Here is a 17608-nt window from a genome sequence, read left to right as displayed (position 1 = left end):
TGAGACTTTAAGTCTCCTGAAGGAACGTTGAAGACGACGACGTTGATAGGCCGGGTGTGTAAGCGCAGCGATGCGTTGAGCTAACCGGTACTAATGAACCGTGAGGCTTAACCTTACAACGCCGAAGATGTTTTGGCGATTTGAGAGAAGATTTTCAGCATGATACAGATTAATCGATGCGTCCGGGTGACGTGTTGATAAAACAGAATTTGCCTGGCGGCGACAGCGCGGTGGTCCCACCTGACCCCATGCCGAACTCAGAAGTGAAACGCCGTAGCGCCGATGGTAGTGTGGGGTCTCCCCATGTGAGAGTAGGGAACTGCCAGGCATCAAATAAAGCAGAAAGCTCAGTCGAAAGACTGAGCTTTTTGTTTTGCGTTAAAAAAGAACCCCGTGCCGAAAGGTGCGGGGTTTTTTGCTGTGTGGGTATATCTCTCCGGTGGCGCTGCGCTGACCGGGGCTACAAACCGGGGCCGACTGGTAGCCCGGATAAGGTGCGCAGCACCGCCTCCGGGGAAGCCCCTGTCTAAGAGTCAGCAGTTGCGACGTCAATCTTCGTCTGCTTCAGCCTGCGGCTCATGTATCAAATTCAATAATGGATACGGTTGCCCCAGATCGTCCGTCTCAGAACGTCCTGTCACGTTAAAACCCATCCTCTGATAAAACCCGACCGCTTGTTCATTCTGCTCATTCACATTCGTCGTCAACTTCGGCGTTAACGACAGCGCATGCTCAATCAGCAATTTCCCCACGCCACAGCCGCGGACATCCGGATCGACGAACAGCGCGTCCATATGCTCTCCGGTAAGCAGCATAAAGGCGATCGGCTCGTCCTGGGCGTTAACCGCTACCCACAGCGGAGCCTCCGGTAAAAATGCGCGTACCATCTCCTCCAGCTCCTTTCGATACGCTTTTGACAGAAAATCGTGCGTGGCGTCGACCGACCGACACCATATCGCAATCAGTTTATCCCCTTCATCAGGCCGGGAACGGCGGATGCTAATAACCATATTTTCTCCTTTTCTTCATTCTTATATTCTAACTCAACGCGCGCCGTGAAATTTTCTCACCGTGAACATGCAGACTCGACATTCACCCGATTCCTGGTTATCTTCAGCTATCTGGATGTCTAAACGTTTATACGTATGCTATGAGGTAATACAGTTATGCCAATTCGGGTGCAGGACGAGCTACCAGCCGTCAATTTCTTGCGCAATGAAAACGTCTTTGTGATGACGGCAACGCGTGCAACGACTCAGGAAATTCGCCCCCTGAAGGTGTTAATCCTCAACCTGATGCCGAAGAAAATCGAGACGGAAAATCAGTTCCTGCGTCTGCTGTCGAACTCTCCGCTGCAGGTGGACATCCAGTTGTTGCGTATTGATGCGCGTGAGTCGCGTAATACGCCGACGGAGCATCTGAATAACTTTTACTGCAATTTCGATGAGATCTGCGATCAGAACTTTGATGGCCTGATTGTCACCGGAGCCCCCTTAGGCCTGGTTGAGTTTAACGATGTTGCTTACTGGCCACAGATCAAACAGGTGCTGGAGTGGGCGAAGGATCACGTCACCTCCACGCTGTTCGTCTGTTGGGCGGTTCAGGCCGCGCTGAATATTCTGTACGGCATTCCCAAGCAGACCCGCGCCGAAAAGATTTCCGGCGTCTATGAACACCATATTCTGCATCCACACGCCTTACTGACCCGCGGCTTCGACGACTCTTTCCTGGCCCCGCACTCACGCTATGCTGATTTTCCGGCGGGGCTTATCCGCGACTACACCGATCTCGAGATCCTCGCGGAGACGGAAGAGGGCGATGCGTATTTGTTTGCCAGCAAAGATAAGCGTATAGCCTTTGTCACCGGCCATCCGGAGTACGATGCCAATACCCTGGCAAGCGAATATTTCCGCGACGTGGAAGCCGGTTTGGATCCAGAGGTGCCTTACAACTATTTTCCGCAAAACGACCCGCAGAACAAACCGCGCGCCACCTGGCGGAGCCACGGCAATCTGCTGTTCGCTAACTGGCTTAACTATTATGTCTACCAGATTACACCATACGATCTGCGACATATGAATCCTACGTTAGAGTAATACTCTACACGAAACGATCCTAAAGCGTTTCAGCACTTTGCCTCTGGCACCTTCGGGTGCCTTTTTTATTTCCGAAATTCACTTCACGGCTAATGATAACTTTAATTCTATTGTTATCAACATGTTAATTGTATTTTAAAATTAAAATGGAAATTGTTTTTGATTTTGAAAATTAATTGAGTAGTCTTAATTGTGCTGAGCGAAAACTACACAACGATCTTTCGCTCGCTTCCAGCGGATCAACCAAGAGGAACAGCACAATGACGCAGCAGGCGACAATCACCGATGAACTGGCCTTTAGTCAGCCCTATGGCGAGCAGGAGAAGCAGATCTTAACGCCTGAGGCGGTAGAATTTCTGACGGAACTGGTGAGCCGCTTTGCGCCGGCGCGTAATAAGCTGCTGGCCGCGCGTCAGCAGCAGCAGCAGGCCATTGATGAAGGTGTACTTCCGGATTTCATTTCGGAAACCGCTTCCATTAGAAATGGAAGCTGGACTATTCGCGGTATCCCTGCGGATTTGCAGGATCGCCGCGTTGAAATCACCGGCCCCGTCGAACGCAAAATGGTCATTAACGCGATGAATGCCAACGTCAAAGTCTTTATGGCGGACTTTGAGGATTCGCTGGCGCCTGACTGGCGTAAAGTCATTGATGGCCAAATTAACCTGCGTGATGCCGTGAACGGGACCATCAGCTACACCAACGAGGCCGGCAAAATCTACCAGCTGCAGCCCAATCCCGCCGTGCTGGTATGCCGTGTGCGCGGCCTGCACCTGCCGGAAAAACACGTCACCTGGCGTAATGAGGCTATCCCCGGCAGTCTGTTCGATTTTGCGCTCTATTTCTTTCATAACTACCAGGCGCTGCTGGCGAAGGGGAGCGGTCCCTACTTCTATCTGCCAAAAACCCAGGCCTGGCAGGAGGCGGCATGGTGGAACGATGTCTTCAGCTTTACGGAAGATCGCTTTGACCTGCCGCGCGGCACCATCAAGGCCACGCTGCTGATTGAGACGCTGCCAGCGGTGTTCCAGATGGATGAGATCCTGCATGCGCTGCGCGACCATATTGTTGGCCTGAACTGCGGCCGTTGGGACTACATCTTCAGCTATATCAAAACGCTGAAAAACCATCCGGACCGCGTGTTGCCTGACCGTCAGGTGGTGACGATGGATAAACCCTTCCTCAGCGCCTACTCACGTTTGTTGATTAAGACTTGCCACAAACGTGGTGCGTTTGCGATGGGCGGCATGGCGGCGTTTATCCCAAGCAAAGATGCCGAACGTAACCGCCAGGTGCTGAATAAAGTCACCGCCGATAAAGAGCTGGAGGCGAACAACGGTCACGATGGGACCTGGATCGCTCATCCGGGGCTGGCGGATACCGCCATGGCGGTGTTTAACCGCGTGCTGGGCGATAAGCCGAATCAGCTCTCGGTGACCCGTAATGAGGATGCGCCAATTACCGCCGAACAGCTGCTGGCCCCCTGCGAGGGCGAGCGTACGGAAGCCGGGATGCGCGCCAACATTCGCGTGGCGGTGCAGTACATCGAAGCCTGGATCTCTGGCAACGGTTGCGTCCCGATTTATGGCCTGATGGAAGACGCCGCGACGGCCGAGATCTCGCGCACCTCTATCTGGCAGTGGATCCATCATCAGAAAACCCTGAACGATGGTACCCCGGTTACTAAGGCGCTGTTCCGCCAGTGGCTGGCGGAAGAGCTGATGGTGATTCAGGAGGAGCTGGGAGAGCACCGCTTCAGCCACGGCCGCTTTGACGATGCGGCGCGACTGATGGAGCAGATCACCACCTCCGACGAGCTAATTGATTTTCTGACATTACCGGGCTACCGCCTGTTGGCCTAACCGCCAGAAGGTGTTGTTCGCCATTTAGTCCTTCACCAATGAGCCTGGGGAGCCAGGAAATTATATGGAGCATCTGCACATGAAAACCCGTACCCAACAAATCGAAGAATTAAACAAAGAGTGGACGAACCCGCGCTGGGAAGGTATTACCCGCCCGTACAGCGCGGAAGAGGTAGTGAAGTTACGCGGCTCGGTGAATCCGGAATGCACGCTGGCGCAGCTTGGCGCGGCGAAAATGTGGCGTCTGCTGCACGGTGAGGCGAAAAAAGGGTACGTCAACAGTCTCGGCGCGCTGACCGGCGGCCAGGCCTTGCAGCAGGCAAAGGCCGGCATCGAAGCCATTTATCTCTCAGGTTGGCAGGTGGCGGCGGATGCTAACCTGGCGTCCAGCATGTACCCGGATCAATCTCTGTATCCGGCCAACTCGGTACCGGCGGTGGTGGATCGGATCAACAACACTTTCCGCCGCGCCGATCAGATCCAGTGGTCGGTCGGGATTGAACCGAACGATCCGCGTTATATCGACTACTTCCTGCCGATCGTGGCGGATGCGGAGGCCGGTTTTGGCGGCGTCCTTAACGCCTTTGAGCTGATGAAATCGATGATTGAAGCCGGTGCAGCGGCTGTTCACTTCGAAGATCAGCTGGCGTCAGTGAAGAAGTGCGGTCATATGGGCGGTAAAGTGCTGGTCCCGACTCAGGAGGCGATTCAGAAGCTGGTTGCGGCACGTCTGGCAGCCGACGTGATGGGGGTCCCGACGCTGGTGATTGCCCGTACCGATGCCGACGCTGCGGATTTAATTACCTCAGACTGCGATCCGTACGATCGTGAGTTTATTACCGGGGATCGCACCAGCGAAGGGTTCTTCCGCACCCACGCCGGGATCGAGCAGGCGATCAGTCGCGGGCTGGCTTATGCGCCGTATGCGGATCTGGTGTGGTGCGAAACGTCGAAACCGGATCTTGAGCAGGCGCGCCGCTTTGCCGAGGCTATTCATGCACGTTTCCCAGGCAAACTGCTGGCCTATAACTGCTCGCCGTCATTTAACTGGAAGAAAAATCTCGACGATAAAACCATCGCCAGCTTCCAGCAGCAGCTGTCGGACATGGGATACAAATACCAGTTTATTACCCTCGCCGGGATCCACAGCATGTGGTTCAACATGTTCGACCTCGCCCATGCCTACGCTCAGGGTGAGGGGATGCGCCACTATGTTGAGAAAGTGCAGCAGCCGGAATTCGCTGCCGCGCCGGAAGGCTATAGCTTCGTCTCGCACCAGCAGGAGGTGGGCACTGGCTACTTCGACAAAGTCACCACCATTATCCAGGGCGGCGCCTCATCGGTGACGGCGCTGACCGGCTCGACCGAAGAAGATCAGTTTTGAGCCATGCCCGGCGGCGCGACGCTGACCGGGCCTGGGAAGGGATGCAGGCCGGATAAGCGAGCGCGCCATCCGGCCTGACGTGGTGCCGGATGGGGGAAAGCGATGACGCGTGGCCTGGAACTACTGATTGCCCAAACCATTTTACAGGGATTCGACGCCCAGTACGGCCGTTTCCTCGAGGTGACCTCCGGCGCGCAGCAGCGCTTTGAACAGGCTGACTGGCACGCCGTGCAGCAGGCGATGAAGCAGCGTATCCATCTCTACGATCACCACGTTGGCCTGGTGGTAGAGCAGCTGCGCTGCATTACCGAAGGGAAAAGTACCGACGTCGATTTTCTTTTGCGGGTGAAACAGCAGTACACCCAACTTTTGCCGGATTACCCTCGCTTTGAAATTGCCGAGAGCTTTTTCAATTCGGTCTACTGCCGACTGTTTGACCACCGCTCGCTGACCCCCGAGCGGCTCTTTATTTTCAGTTCGCAGCCCGAGCGCCCCTTTCGCACCCTCCCGCGACCGCTGGCGAAAGATTTTTTTCCGGAACGCGGCTGGTCGCACCTGCTGGGCAAAGTACTGTCCGATTTGCCGCTGCGGTTACCGTGGCAGAACAAAGCGCGGGATATCGGCTATATCATTGCCAGTCTGCAGGAGGCGCTGGGGGAGGAACTGCTCGCCACCTGTCATCTGCAGGTCGCCAACGAGCTGTTCTATCGAAATAAAGCCGCCTGGCTGGTGGGCAAACTGGTGATGCCGATGGCGACGCTGCCTTTTTTGCTACCGATCCACCGCAGCGATGAGGGCGAGCTGTTTGTCGATACCTGCCTGACCACCCATGCCGAAGCGAGCATCGTTTTTGGCTTTGCGCGTTCCTATTTCATGGTTTATGCGCCGTTGCCCGGCGCTCTGGTGGAATGGCTGCGTGAGATCCTGCCAGGTAAAACGACGGCCGAGCTGTACATGGCGATTGGCTGTCAGAAGCACGCCAAAACCGAAAGCTATCGCGAATATCTGCACTACATTACTCGCTGCGATGAGCAGTTTATTGAAGCGCCGGGCATTCGCGGGATGGTGATGCTGGTGTTTACCTTGCCGGGGTTTGACCGGGTGTTTAAGGTGATCAAAGACCGCTTCGCGCCGCAGAAAGAGATGACCGCCGCCCACGTGCGCGCCTGCTATCAGTTGGTAAAGGAGCATGACCGCGTCGGGCGGATGGCGGATACCCAGGAGTTTGAAAATTTCGTGCTGGATAAACGGCAAATCGCGCCGGCGCTGCTGGCGCTGTTGCAGACGGAAGCGGGGAACAAACTCACCGATCTCGGCGACCGCATCGTCATCAGCCATCTCTATATTGAGCGGCGAATGGTGCCGCTCAACCTGTGGCTGGAGCAGGTTAATGGCCAGGCATTGCGTGATGCGGTAGAAGAGTATGGCAATGCTATCCGCCAGCTGGCTGCCGCCAACATCTTTCCCGGCGATATGCTGTTTAAAAACTTCGGCGTCACCCGCCACGGCCGGGTGGTGTTCTACGACTATGATGAAATCTGCTATATGACGGAGGTGAATTTCCGCCAGATCCCGCCGCCGCGCTATCCGGAGGATGAGCTGGCCAGCGAGCCGTGGTATAGCGTCTCGCCGGGGGATGTGTTTCCGGAGGAGTTCCGCCACTGGCTGTGCGCCGACCCGCGCATTGGGCCGCTGTTTGAGGAGATGCATGCCGACCTGCTGCGCGCGGACTACTGGCGCGAACTGCAGACGCGGATTAAAAACGGCCATGTGGAAGATGTCTACGCCTACCGGCGTAAGCAGCGTTTTAGCGTGCGCTATGGCTGATGTAGCCCGGCCGAGCGAAGCGACGCCGGGGTTTTGTGCCGTGCTTCCCCGGCGTCGCTTCGCTCGGCCGGGCTACTTAATCTTTCTTTATTTAACCCCGCCGTATGCCAGCGTGACCTCTTTCGCGGCCTTAATGACCAGCGCGCCAAGCTCGGTTACCCGATCATCGGTCATACGCGAGATGGGTCCGGAGATGGAGATCGCCGCGAACGGTTCGCGATGTTCATCGTAAATGCAGGCGGCGACGCAGCGCAGACCGAGCGCGTGCTCCTCGTCATCGAAAGAGTAACCCCGCTTGCGGATCTGGGCTAAATCTTCCTTCAGATGTAGCGGGGAGACCAGCGTGGCATGCGTATAGGCATGCAGCCCTTTACGGTGCAGCAGGCTGGTGACCTGCTCTTCGCTCAATTGCGAGAGAAACGCCTTCCCGGCGCCAGAGGCGTGCATCGGCAGTTTACCGCCGATCGGCGCCGACATACGCATCAGCTGGGTGCACTGCACCTGATCGATAATGATCGCCTGGTGGTCGCTCTGATCGAGCACCGCCAGGTTCACCGTTTCACCGGAATCTTCCATCAGCTGGCGCAGGATCGGGTGGACAATGGCCAGCAGATTGCGGCTTTGCAGAAAGCTGCTGCCGACCACGAAGGCATGCGCCCCGACGGCCCAGTGTCCCAGCTCACCGACCTGGCGGACGAAGCCCAGCTGCTGCATGGTGGTCAGCAGACGGTGTGTGGTGGAGTTGGGTAGACCCGCCTGTTGCGCCAGCTCGGTCAGCGCGACGCTGCTGTGGGACTCAGCAATCCATTCGAGTAATTTCAGGCCGCGGGTCAGCGACTGAACCTGACCGCCAGCCTGCTGGGCGGTGGCAGCCGCGGGTTTTCTGCCGCGTTTCGCGGGAACGGGGGTAGTGGCCATCGCGGACTCCTTTTTCTGTATCGTGGAAATGATTTTCGTTTTATTTGGCGATAATGCAATCACAACCGGACTCATCGGAGGAGTGAAGCTGAACATGTCTCATATTGCCTGTTGTTGTCTTTTCCGCTCCGGTGGTTTATGCCAGTATGGTTTGTTGGCTATTTGGCCTGAGTTGAGCGTTGTCGGGAGCAAGTGTGAGCAGCAAAGTTGAGCAACTGCATCAGCAGTTAAAAGAACGTATTCTGGTTCTGGATGGGGGCATGGGCACCATGATCCAGGGCTATCGTCTGAGTGAGCAGGACTTTCGCGGTGAGCGCTTTGCTGACTGGCCGTGCGACCTGAAAGGCAACAACGACCTGCTGGTGCTCAGCAAGCCCGAGGTGATCCGCGAGATCCACGACGCCTACTTCGAGGCTGGCGCGGATATCATTGAGACCAATACCTTTAACTCGACGACCATCGCGATGGCGGATTACCAGATGGAATCCCTGTCGGCAGAGATCAACTTTGCCGCGGCGAAGCTGGCTCGCGCCAGCGCCGACGCCTGGACGGCCCGCACGCCGGAAAAACCGCGCTACGTCGCGGGCGTGCTTGGCCCGACCAACCGTACCGCCTCTATTTCACCTGATGTGAACGATCCGGCGTTCCGTAATATTACCTTTGACCAGCTGGTGGCTGCTTATCGCGAATCCACCCGGGCGCTGGTGGAAGGTGGTGTGGATCTGATCCTGATTGAAACGGTATTTGATACTCTGAACGCCAAAGCGGCCATCTATGCGGTGAAAGAGGAGCTGGAGGCGTTGGGGGTTGACCTGCCGCTGATGATTTCCGGCACCATCACCGATGCTTCCGGCCGCACGCTTTCCGGACAGACCACCGAAGCCTTTTATAACTCGCTGCGCCACGCCGAAGCCTTATCGTTTGGTCTGAACTGCGCCCTCGGGCCGGACGAACTGCGGCAGTATGTCCAGGAGCTGTCGCGCATCGCTGAATGCTACGTCACCGCGCACCCGAACGCCGGTCTGCCCAACGCCTTCGGTGAATACGATCTGGATGCCGACACCATGGCGACGCAAATTCGCGAATGGGCGGAAGCCGGTTTCCTCAATATCGTCGGCGGTTGCTGTGGTACGACTCCGGAACATATTGCCGCCATGAGCCGGGCGGTGGCCGGTTTACCGCCGCGCCAGTTGCCGGAACTGCCGGTGGCCTGCCGCCTCGCCGGTCTGGAGCCGCTGAACATCGGCGACGACAGCCTGTTCGTTAACGTCGGTGAACGTACCAACGTCACCGGCTCGGCGAAATTTAAGCGTTTGATCAAAGAAGAGAAGTACAGCGAAGCGCTGGACGTTGCCCGTCAGCAGGTGGAAAGCGGCGCGCAGATTATCGATATCAACATGGATGAGGGGATGCTCGACGCGGAAGCGGCGATGGTGCGCTTCCTCAACCTGATTGCCGGCGAGCCGGACATTGCCCGCGTGCCGATCATGATCGACTCCTCCAAGTGGGAAGTCATTGAAAAGGGTCTGAAATGCATTCAGGGCAAAGGCATTGTTAACTCGATTTCGATGAAAGAGGGTGTCGAACCCTTTATCCACCATGCGAAGCTGGTTCGCCGCTATGGCGCCGCGGTAGTGGTGATGGCCTTTGACGAAGTCGGCCAGGCCGACACTCGCGAGCGAAAAATTGAGATTTGTCGTCGCGCTTACAAAATCCTCACCGAAGAGGTCGGCTTCCCACCAGAAGATATCATTTTTGACCCCAATATCTTCGCCGTTGCGACCGGTATCGAAGAGCACAACAACTATGCGCAGGACTTTATCGGCGCCTGTGAAGACATTAAGCGCGAGCTGCCGCATGCGCTGATCTCCGGCGGCGTCTCCAACGTGTCGTTCTCCTTCCGCGGTAATGACCCGGTACGTGAGGCGATCCACGCCGTATTCCTCTACTACGCGATCCGTAACGGTATGGATATGGGGATCGTTAACGCCGGCCAGCTGGCGATTTACGACGATCTGCCGGGCGAGCTGCGCGACGCGGTCGAAGACGTGATCCTCAACCGCCGCGATGACAGCACCGAAAGACTGCTTGAACTGGCGGAAAAATATCGCGGCAGCAAAGCGGACGATGGCGCGAATGCCCAGCAGGCGGAATGGCGCAGCTGGGACGTGAAAAAGCGTCTCGAATACTCGCTGGTAAAAGGGATCACCGAGTTTATCGAGCAGGATACTGAAGAGGCGCGCCAGCTGGCCGCCCGCCCAATCGAGGTGATTGAAGGGCCGCTGATGGACGGCATGAACGTGGTCGGCGACCTGTTCGGCGAAGGTAAAATGTTCCTGCCGCAGGTGGTGAAATCCGCACGCGTGATGAAACAAGCTGTGGCCTACCTCGAACCTTATATCGAAGCCAGCAAAGAAAAAGGCTCCAGCAACGGTAAGATGGTGATCGCCACCGTGAAGGGCGATGTGCACGACATCGGCAAAAACATCGTCGGCGTGGTGCTGCAGTGCAACAACTATGAAATTATCGATCTGGGCGTGATGGTACCAGCGGACAAAATCCTTAAAACCGCCAAAGAGGTGAATGCGGATCTGATCGGCCTTTCCGGGCTGATTACCCCATCGCTGGACGAGATGGTTAACGTGGCGAAAGAGATGGAGCGCCAGGGCTTCACCATCCCGCTGCTGATCGGGGGGGCGACCACCTCGAAAGCGCACACGGCGGTGAAAATCGAGCAGAACTACAGCGGCCCGACGGTCTACGTGCAGAACGCTTCGCGCACCGTCGGCGTGGTGGCCTCGCTGCTCTCCGATACGCAGCGCGATGATTTTGTCGCCCGCACGCGCAAAGAGTATGAAACCGTGCGTATCCAGCACGGGCGTAAAAAACCGCGTACGCCGCCAGTGACCCTGGCCGCCGCGCGGGAGAACGATCTGGCCTTTGACTGGGAGAGCTATAGCCCGCCGGTGGCCCATCGGCTGGGCGTCCACGAGGTCGAAGCGAGCATCGAGACGCTGCGCAACTACATCGACTGGACGCCGTTCTTCATGACCTGGTCGCTGGCAGGCAAATACCCGCGGATTCTGGAAGATGAAGTGGTGGGGGAAGAGGCGCAGCGCCTGTTCAAAGACGCCAACGAGCTACTGGATAAACTCAGCGCGGAGAAAACCCTGAACCCGCGCGGCGTGGTGGGGCTGTTCCCGGCCAACCGCGTCGGCGACGACGTGGAAATCTATCGCGATGAAACTCGCACCCACGTGCTGACGGTGAGTCATCATCTGCGTCAGCAGACGGAAAAAGTCGGTTTCGCCAACTACTGTCTCGCCGACTTTGTTGCGCCGAAGCTGAGCGGCAAGGCGGACTACATCGGCGCCTTTGCCGTGACCGGCGGCCTGGAAGAGGATGCGCTGGCGGATGCCTATGAAGCGCAGCATGACGACTACAACAAGATCATGATCAAGGCCATCGCCGATCGTCTGGCGGAAGCCTTCGCCGAGTATCTGCACGAGAAAGTGCGCAAGGTGTACTGGGGGTATGCAGCCAATGAGAACCTCAGCAATGAGGAACTTATTCGCGAGAATTACCAGGGGATCCGTCCGGCGCCGGGGTATCCGGCCTGTCCGGAGCATACCGAAAAAGGCACCATCTGGCAGCTGCTGGACGTGGAAGCCCATACCGGTATGAAGCTGACCGAATCGTTCGCCATGTGGCCGGGCGCCTCGGTTTCCGGCTGGTATTTCAGCCATCCGGACAGCAAGTACTTCGCCGTGGCGCAGATCCAGCGCGACCAGGTTGAAGACTACGCGCTGCGTAAAGGGATGACGCCGGCGGAAGTCGAACGCTGGTTAGCGCCTAATCTGGGCTATGATGCTGACTAAGCCGTCACCTTTCCTTACAACAAACAAGGCGCTCTGTGAGCGCCTTGTCTCTTTATTGAGGTTAACCCCTTATACTGAGAGAGGTTCCAGAACGTCGGAAAACCTATAACGATAAGGAGAAGCTGATTCCGTGTTAACTCTGCTACACCTGTTGTCCGCGGTTGCTCTGCTGGTGTGGGGCACGCATATTGTGCGTACCGGGGTGATGCGCGTCTATGGCGCTCGCCTGCGTACCGTTCTCAGTAGCAGCGTAGAGAAAAAGCCGCTCGCCTTCTGCGCGGGTCTTGGCGTCACTGCGCTGGTACAAAGCAGCAATGCCACTACCATGCTGGTGACCTCGTTTGTCGCCCAGGATTTGGTGGGCCTGACGCCAGCGCTGGTGATGGTGCTGGGGGCCGATGTCGGGACGGCGCTGATGGCGAGGGTGCTAACCTTCGACCTGTCGTGGCTGTCGCCGCTACTCATTTTTATCGGGGTGATCTTCTTCCTTGGCCGCAAGCAAACCCGCGCCGGGCAGTTGGGGCGGGTAGGGATTGGTCTGGGGCTGATCCTGCTGGCCCTGGAGCTGATTGTGCAGGCCGTGCACCCCATCACCCAGGCCAACGGCGTGCAGGTGATTTTCGCCTCGCTGACCGGCGATATCATGCTGGATGCCTTAATTGGCGCGGTATTCGCGATCATCAGCTACTCCAGCCTGGCGGCGGTGCTGCTGACGGCGACGCTGACCGCGGCGGGAGCGATCTCCTTCCCGGTGGCGCTGTGCCTGGTGATTGGCGCCAACCTGGGCTCCGGGCTGTTGGCGATGCTTAACAACAGCGCGGCAAACGCGGCGGCGCGCCGGGTGGCGCTGGGTAGCCTGCTGTTTAAGCTGGTGGGTAGCCTGATTATTCTGCCCTTCGTCCATCCGCTGGCTGCGGCGATGCACAAGCTGCCATTGGCGGAGTCCGAGCTGGTTATCTACTTTCACGTCTTTTACAACCTGCTGCGCTGCATCGCGATGGTCCCCTTTGCCGGACCGATGGCAAAGCTGTGCCAGCGTATGATCCGCGATGAGCCCGAGCTGGATAACCAGCTGAAACCCAAGCATCTCGACCCGTCGGCGCTGGATACGCCGGCGCTGGCGCTGGCCAATGCTGCGCGCGAGACCCTGCGCATTGGTGATGCGATGGAGCAGATGCTGGAGAGCCTGCGCAAGGTAATGCATGGCGAACCGCGTCAGGAAAAAGAGCTACGTCGTATGGCGGACGATATCAACGTGCTGTACACCGCCATTAAGCTCTATCTGGCGCGAATGCCAAAGGATGAGCTGGCGGAGGAGGAGTCCCGGCGTTGGGCGGAAATTATTGAGATGTCGCTAAACCTCGAGCAGGCGTCCGATATCGTCGAGCGGATGGGCAGCGAGATCGCCGATAAATCGCTGGCGGCGCGGCGCGCCTTCTCGGTGGAAGGATTAAAGGAGCTGGATGCGCTGTACGATCTGCTGCTCAGCAATCTGCAGCTGGCGATGTCGGTCTTCTTCTCCAGCGATGTACCCAGCGCCCGCCGTCTGCGGCGCAGCAAACACCGGTTCCGCATTCTTAACCGCCGTTACTCGCATGCGCACGTTGACCGTCTGCATCAGCAGAACGTGCAGAGTATCGAAACCAGTACGTTGCACCTGGCGCTGCTGGGGGATATGAAGCGTCTGAATAGCCTGTTCTGTTCGGTGGCCTACAGCGTGATGGAGCAGCCGGATGAAGACGACGAACGGGATGACTACTGAGACGGATTATTTTTCCGTTTATGTCGCTTCTTTTCTGGCGAGATAGCCCTCCCGGGACGTGGCTGACGCCTTTCCCGGGAGGGACATCCTAACTTCTGGCAAACGCCGAGGCCTCTGCCACCAGCGCGCTATCCGGCCGTACGCCGGTATAAAGGACGAACTGCTCGACGGCTTGCAGGGCAATGACTTCCGCACCGCTGATGGTTTGCTTACCGCGTTGTTGCGCCAGGCGGATCAGCGGGGTTTCCGCCGGCAATGCGACCACGTCAAACACGACGCTGGCCTGGGCCACCATGGCCTCGCTGAACGCCAGCGTGGTGCTTTCCGCTCCCCCCGCCATGCCCAGCGGTGTGACATTGACCAGAATCTCGGCTGCGATCCCTTCCGGTAGGGGCTGCCACTGAAAGCCATACTGTTTTGCCAGCGCCAGGCCGCGCTGGCGATTGCGGGCCGCAATGATCACGTCGCGGAAACCGGCATCACGGAAGGCGGCAATGACGGCTTTCCCCATGCCGCCGCTACCCTGAATCATCACTCTGGCGTTGGTATCGAGCCGATGGCTGGCGATCAGGCTTTTGACCGCGATGTAATCGGTGTTTAGCCCGGTTAACTTCCCGTCGTCATTGACGATGGTGTTGACGGAATCGATGACTTTTGCTGACGGATCGATAGCGTCAAGAAACGGTATGCAGCTCTCTTTAAACGGCATGGAGACCGCACAGCCGCGGATACCCAATGCGCGAACCCCTTTTACCGCCGCCTCAATATCCTTAGTCGTAAAGGCTTTGTAGAGGTAGTTCAATCCCAGCTTGTCATACAGATAGTTATGAAAGCGGGTGCCGAAGTTGCCGGGGCGACCCGCCAGGGAGATGCACAACAGCGTATCGCGGTTAATCATGCGTAATATCCTCCGCGTGGGCCAGCAGATACGCTTCAGCCTCCTGGGACCAGATCCCATGGTGACGCGCCACAATCGCTGCCAGTTCGGGATCGGCGATCTCGCCCAGCGGCGTGAGCGGGAAGGCTTTTCCGGTATACACCAGCTTTTTTCCCCCGCCGACGGCAGGCAGATCGAGGGTGGTTTCGCCCGCGGCGTTCAGGCCGAGAATATGGGTGACCACTTTCGCCGTCTGGACCTTTTTCGCCTGCATCAGCGCCACCGCGGCGCGCATATCGTCAGTATTACCGCCGGAGGTGCCGACGTAGTGGGTAAAGGCGTAGTGCACGTCGTAGAAGTTGATCGGGGCGCTGAATTGCTTATCCTGGGGGCCAGCAAAGAAATTCAGGCAGCCGTCCGGGGCCAGCAACGAGGAGGCCAGGGTGATCAGCTGTTCGTTTGGCACAAACACGAAGATATCGTCGAAGCCATGGCCGCCGCTGAGCGCCAGCAGCGTATAGCGACTGGCCTCATGGCCGTCGAGGTAGTGGATCAGCGTCTGCGGTTCAGAGGGGTAATGACGGCGGGCGTAGCTGAGCTTCGGCTTATTGGTATCGGTCACTACCAGTAGTGAAGGATTGATGGGGCCGTGCAGCGCATAGTCGATGGCCAGCAGCCCCATCGGCCCCGTCCCGCCCAGGATCAGGGTGCGTCCCTGTGGACGGATCCCCATCACGTGGTTGTAACTCCCCTCCTGCAGATGATAGTTGGCGTTGAAGGCGCCAATGACGCAGGAGAGCGGCTCCACCAGCGATCCTTCAAACCAGGTATCCCCCTCCCAGGTGAGCAGGCAATCCTGCGCCATCACCTCATTGGGGATCACCACATGGGTGGCTTCGCCACCGATCCATGGGAATGAGTAGCCGGGGCAGTCGGGTCGGTCGGGCAACTGCAGGTTGGCCTGGATCACGTAGCGTTGCCCCGGCTGAAACTTATGCTGCCACTTTTTACCGACGGCGAGGATTTCGCCGCAGAATTCATGGCCGATAATAATGGGCCTGGTGGCCACATCATCTGGCACCTTTTTATGATCGGCACCCTGATTGGCCTCTTTCCATGAGGAAAGACACAGGCTGTCAGTGACCACCCGGGCGAGGATCTCATCGTCCTGCATCGCCGGGAGGGTAAAGGTTTCCAGGCGCAGGTCTCGTTTGCCATACAGGCGCAGGGCCGTTGTTGTTTGCATAAACCACCTCATCCCCTTCATCTTTCGGGGCTATGTTGTTGACGTCACCCCGGCATCGCCGGGGTGGAATAATCAGGACAGAAAGCCGAGGGCGTTGCCGATAATGCCTAAGCCGAAAAGGGCGAAAATCAGCCAGACCGGATTCACTTTCTTGTTCAGCAGACGCACCATCAGTAGCGTCAGGCCCAGCGCCAGCAGGCCGGGGCAGAGCTGATCGAGGATGTTCTGGACGGTCATCGTGACGGTGGCGCCGTCTGCACCGGGCGTTTGGGACACCACCAGCGGCACATTGATGGTGGTCCATTTAGTCACCAGCACCCCCATGACAAACAGGCCGAGAATGGAGGCGCCTTCGGTCAGCTTCTGCAGCAGGTTACCGCCCATATCGCTGACGATATTGACCCCTTTACGGAAGCCCAGTTGCAGGCCGTACCACTTCATTGCCAGCCGCACTGCATTGAAAATAAAGAAAAATAACAAAGGTCCCAGAATATTGCCGGAGAGGGCCAGCGAGGCGCCAAGGGCCGCGGTAATCGGCCGCAGCGTGCCCCAGACCAGCGGGTCGCCGACGCCGGCCAGCGGGCCCATCAGACCCACTTTGATGCCGTTGATAGCGCCATCGTCAATGGCCGCGCCGTTAGCCCGGGCCTCCTCCATGGCGGCGGTGACGCCGATCACCGGGCCACACACCGCCGGCGTGGTATTAAAGAACACCAGATGACGCTTCAGCGCCGCGACCTGATCGGCTTTGAGCGGATACAGGCGTTTGATCGCCGGGATCATGTCGTAGCAAAATCCCAGGCCATGAATACGTTCGAAGTTAAAGGAGGCCTGCTGGAGGTTGGAGCGAAGAAACATGCTCACCAGGTCGCCTTGCGTGATTTTTTTCTGTTCCATTTTCGGCTCCGTTAGTCGTCAAGCTGGTCAAGGGCGGGTGCAGAGGGGGCGGTGGAGGCGGCGGGTTCAGCCTTACGCCACTGCGGATTGAGCTGGATGTAGATCAGCGCAATAATGACGCCCACGCCGCCGAAGGCCAGCAGGCTGAAGTCGAGATAACCCCCGGCGAGAAAACCGAGGAAAAAGAAGGGCATCAGGTACTTCACGCCCATCATTCGCAGCACCATCGCGTAGCCCACGACGACAATGAAACCACCGGCAATCTGCAGACCGCGGGTGACGAATTCCGGGATCGCGCTGAGCATACTGCTGACCATGTCCGCACTAACGAACAGTGAGACCACCAGCGCCGGGATTGCCACGCGCAGTGCCTGCACCCCCAGCGCGGAGACATGCAGCAGGTCGATGGTGCGAAAGCGCGCCTCCTCGGCCGCTTTGTCCGCGGCGTGCTGGAACACCACGGTAATGGTACGGGCGAAAACGGTCAGCACCTGCCCGGCGGCGGCCACCGGCAGGGCAATGGCAATGCCGGTGGCAATGCTCTGGTGGCCCACAATCACCAGAATGGCGGAGATAATGCTGGCCAGCGCCGAATCGGGCGACTGCGCTGCCCCCACGTTCATCCAGCCGAGGGCGATCAGCTCCAGCGTACCGCCGAGCATAACCCCGGTTTTTAAATCGCCCAGGATGAGGCCAATCACGGTACAGGCGATAAGGGGCCGATGGGTCTGAAATTCATCCAGCACACTGCCCATTCCGGCAATACAGGAAAAAATAAATATGGCTATTATCTGTAGGGTACTAATTTCCATAATTTATGACCTTTAAGGTGTGAGTCATCCTGCCTGCTACGGCATATCA

Annotated in this window: 12 protein-coding genes and 2 rRNA genes; 8 read left to right on the top strand and 6 right to left on the bottom strand. The window is 57.7% G+C overall.

Annotated features, from left to right (window positions below):
• Together CWM57_RS15065 and rrf are read left to right on the top strand one after the other, a co-directional pair.
• A 23S ribosomal RNA gene (locus CWM57_RS15065) occupies nucleotides 1-115 on the top strand; the annotation flags it as partial.
• A gap of 97 nt (nucleotides 116-212) precedes the next feature.
• Nucleotides 213-328: ribosomal RNA gene (gene rrf, locus CWM57_RS15060) — 5S ribosomal RNA — on the top strand.
• A 220-nt stretch (nucleotides 329-548) separates the two neighbouring features.
• Here the strand turns inward: rrf and CWM57_RS15055 are convergent.
• On the bottom strand, nucleotides 549-1010 hold the full coding sequence (locus CWM57_RS15055; protein ID WP_061156145.1) for an acetyltransferase: 462 nt from the start codon (nucleotides 1008-1010) through the stop codon (nucleotides 549-551).
• A gap of 156 nt (nucleotides 1011-1166) precedes the next feature.
• Here CWM57_RS15055 and metA point away from each other — a divergent pair, with 156 nt between their 5' ends.
• The 4 genes from metA (at nucleotide 1167) to aceK (ending at nucleotide 7169) form a co-directional block, all read left to right on the top strand.
• On the top strand, nucleotides 1167-2096 hold the full coding sequence (gene metA, locus CWM57_RS15050; protein WP_074387372.1) for a homoserine O-acetyltransferase MetA: 930 nt from the start codon (nucleotides 1167-1169) through the stop codon (nucleotides 2094-2096).
• Between the two features lie 260 nt (nucleotides 2097-2356).
• On the top strand, nucleotides 2357-3958 hold the full coding sequence (aceB, locus tag CWM57_RS15045; protein ID WP_074387371.1) for a malate synthase A: 1602 nt from the start codon (nucleotides 2357-2359) through the stop codon (nucleotides 3956-3958).
• 79 nt (nucleotides 3959-4037) lie between these two features.
• Nucleotides 4038-5342 carry an isocitrate lyase gene (gene aceA / locus CWM57_RS15040; protein WP_032701149.1) on the top strand — a complete coding sequence of 435 codons (1305 nt, stop codon included), beginning with the start codon at nucleotides 4038-4040 and terminating at the stop codon, nucleotides 5340-5342.
• 102 nt (nucleotides 5343-5444) lie between these two features.
• Nucleotides 5445-7169: a bifunctional isocitrate dehydrogenase kinase/phosphatase gene (gene aceK / locus CWM57_RS15035; protein WP_074387370.1), complete on the top strand. Its 1725-nt coding sequence runs from the start codon at nucleotides 5445-5447 to the stop codon at nucleotides 7167-7169.
• Nucleotides 7170-7256: 87 nt separating this feature from the next.
• Here aceK and iclR read toward each other — a convergent pair whose 3' ends face one another.
• Nucleotides 7257-8087 (bottom strand): glyoxylate bypass operon transcriptional repressor IclR, encoded by an 831-nt coding sequence (iclR, locus tag CWM57_RS15030; RefSeq protein ID WP_061156434.1) that lies wholly within the window; start codon nucleotides 8085-8087, stop codon nucleotides 7257-7259.
• 194 nt (nucleotides 8088-8281) lie between these two features.
• On the opposite strand from iclR, the gene metH reads away from it, so the two are divergent.
• Nucleotides 8282-11965, top strand: a complete 3684-nt coding sequence (metH, locus tag CWM57_RS15025; RefSeq protein ID WP_074387369.1) for a methionine synthase — start codon at nucleotides 8282-8284, stop codon at nucleotides 11963-11965.
• Nucleotides 11966-12095: 130 nt separating this feature from the next.
• Nucleotides 12096-13727 carry a Na/Pi cotransporter family protein gene (locus CWM57_RS15020; RefSeq protein WP_100676108.1) on the top strand — a complete coding sequence of 544 codons (1632 nt, stop codon included), beginning with the start codon at nucleotides 12096-12098 and terminating at the stop codon, nucleotides 13725-13727.
• Nucleotides 13728-13815: 88 nt separating this feature from the next.
• On the opposite strand, the gene CWM57_RS15015 is transcribed toward CWM57_RS15020, so the two are convergent.
• The 4 genes from CWM57_RS15015 to CWM57_RS15000 all read right to left on the bottom strand — a co-directional run bounded on the left by CWM57_RS15015 (nucleotide 13816) and on the right by CWM57_RS15000 (nucleotide 17559).
• Complete coding sequence (locus CWM57_RS15015) at nucleotides 13816-14625, bottom strand: shikimate 5-dehydrogenase (RefSeq protein ID WP_061156139.1); 810 nt, start codon at nucleotides 14623-14625, stop codon at nucleotides 13816-13818.
• Nucleotides 14618-15850: an L-sorbose 1-phosphate reductase gene (gene sorE / locus CWM57_RS15010; protein WP_100676109.1), complete on the bottom strand. Its 1233-nt coding sequence runs from the start codon at nucleotides 15848-15850 to the stop codon at nucleotides 14618-14620. Before sorE ends, CWM57_RS15015 begins: the two co-directional genes overlap by 8 nt.
• A 72-nt stretch (nucleotides 15851-15922) precedes the next feature.
• The gene (locus CWM57_RS15005) at nucleotides 15923-16747 is read right to left on the bottom strand and encodes a PTS system mannose/fructose/sorbose family transporter subunit IID (protein WP_002884590.1); all 825 of its coding nucleotides are present in this window, start codon (nucleotides 16745-16747) and stop codon (nucleotides 15923-15925) included.
• Nucleotides 16748-16758: 11 nt separating this feature from the next.
• Nucleotides 16759-17559, bottom strand: coding sequence for a PTS mannose/fructose/sorbose transporter subunit IIC (locus CWM57_RS15000; RefSeq protein WP_002884608.1), 801 nt, complete (start codon nucleotides 17557-17559; stop codon nucleotides 16759-16761).
• Between the last annotated feature and the right edge of the window lie 49 nt (nucleotides 17560-17608).

It is taken from the genome of Klebsiella sp. G-Nf4 (assembly GCF_002810615.1).
GTDB classification, from domain to species: domain Bacteria; phylum Pseudomonadota; class Gammaproteobacteria; order Enterobacterales; family Enterobacteriaceae; genus Klebsiella; species Klebsiella variicola.
Note: the sequence above shows the minus strand (reverse complement) of the source record. Positions and strands in the feature narration are given on the sequence as shown.

Coding starts and splice junctions, on each gene's coding strand:
- CWM57_RS15055 (WP_061156145.1), bottom strand. CDS start 1,010: ATGGTTATTAGCATCCGCCGTTCCCGGCCTGATGAAGGGGATAAACTG.
- metA (WP_074387372.1), top strand. CDS start 1,167: ATGCCAATTCGGGTGCAGGACGAGCTACCAGCCGTCAATTTCTTGCGC.
- aceB (WP_074387371.1), top strand. CDS start 2,357: ATGACGCAGCAGGCGACAATCACCGATGAACTGGCCTTTAGTCAGCCC.
- aceA (WP_032701149.1), top strand. CDS start 4,038: ATGAAAACCCGTACCCAACAAATCGAAGAATTAAACAAAGAGTGGACG.
- aceK (WP_074387370.1), top strand. CDS start 5,445: ATGACGCGTGGCCTGGAACTACTGATTGCCCAAACCATTTTACAGGGA.
- iclR (WP_061156434.1), bottom strand. CDS start 8,087: ATGGCCACTACCCCCGTTCCCGCGAAACGCGGCAGAAAACCCGCGGCT.
- CWM57_RS15015 (WP_061156139.1), bottom strand. CDS start 14,625: ATGATTAACCGCGATACGCTGTTGTGCATCTCCCTGGCGGGTCGCCCC.
- sorE (WP_100676109.1), bottom strand. CDS start 15,850: ATGCAAACAACAACGGCCCTGCGCCTGTATGGCAAACGAGACCTGCGC.
- CWM57_RS15005 (WP_002884590.1), bottom strand. CDS start 16,747: ATGGAACAGAAAAAAATCACGCAAGGCGACCTGGTGAGCATGTTTCTT.
- CWM57_RS15000 (WP_002884608.1), bottom strand. CDS start 17,559: ATGGAAATTAGTACCCTACAGATAATAGCCATATTTATTTTTTCCTGT.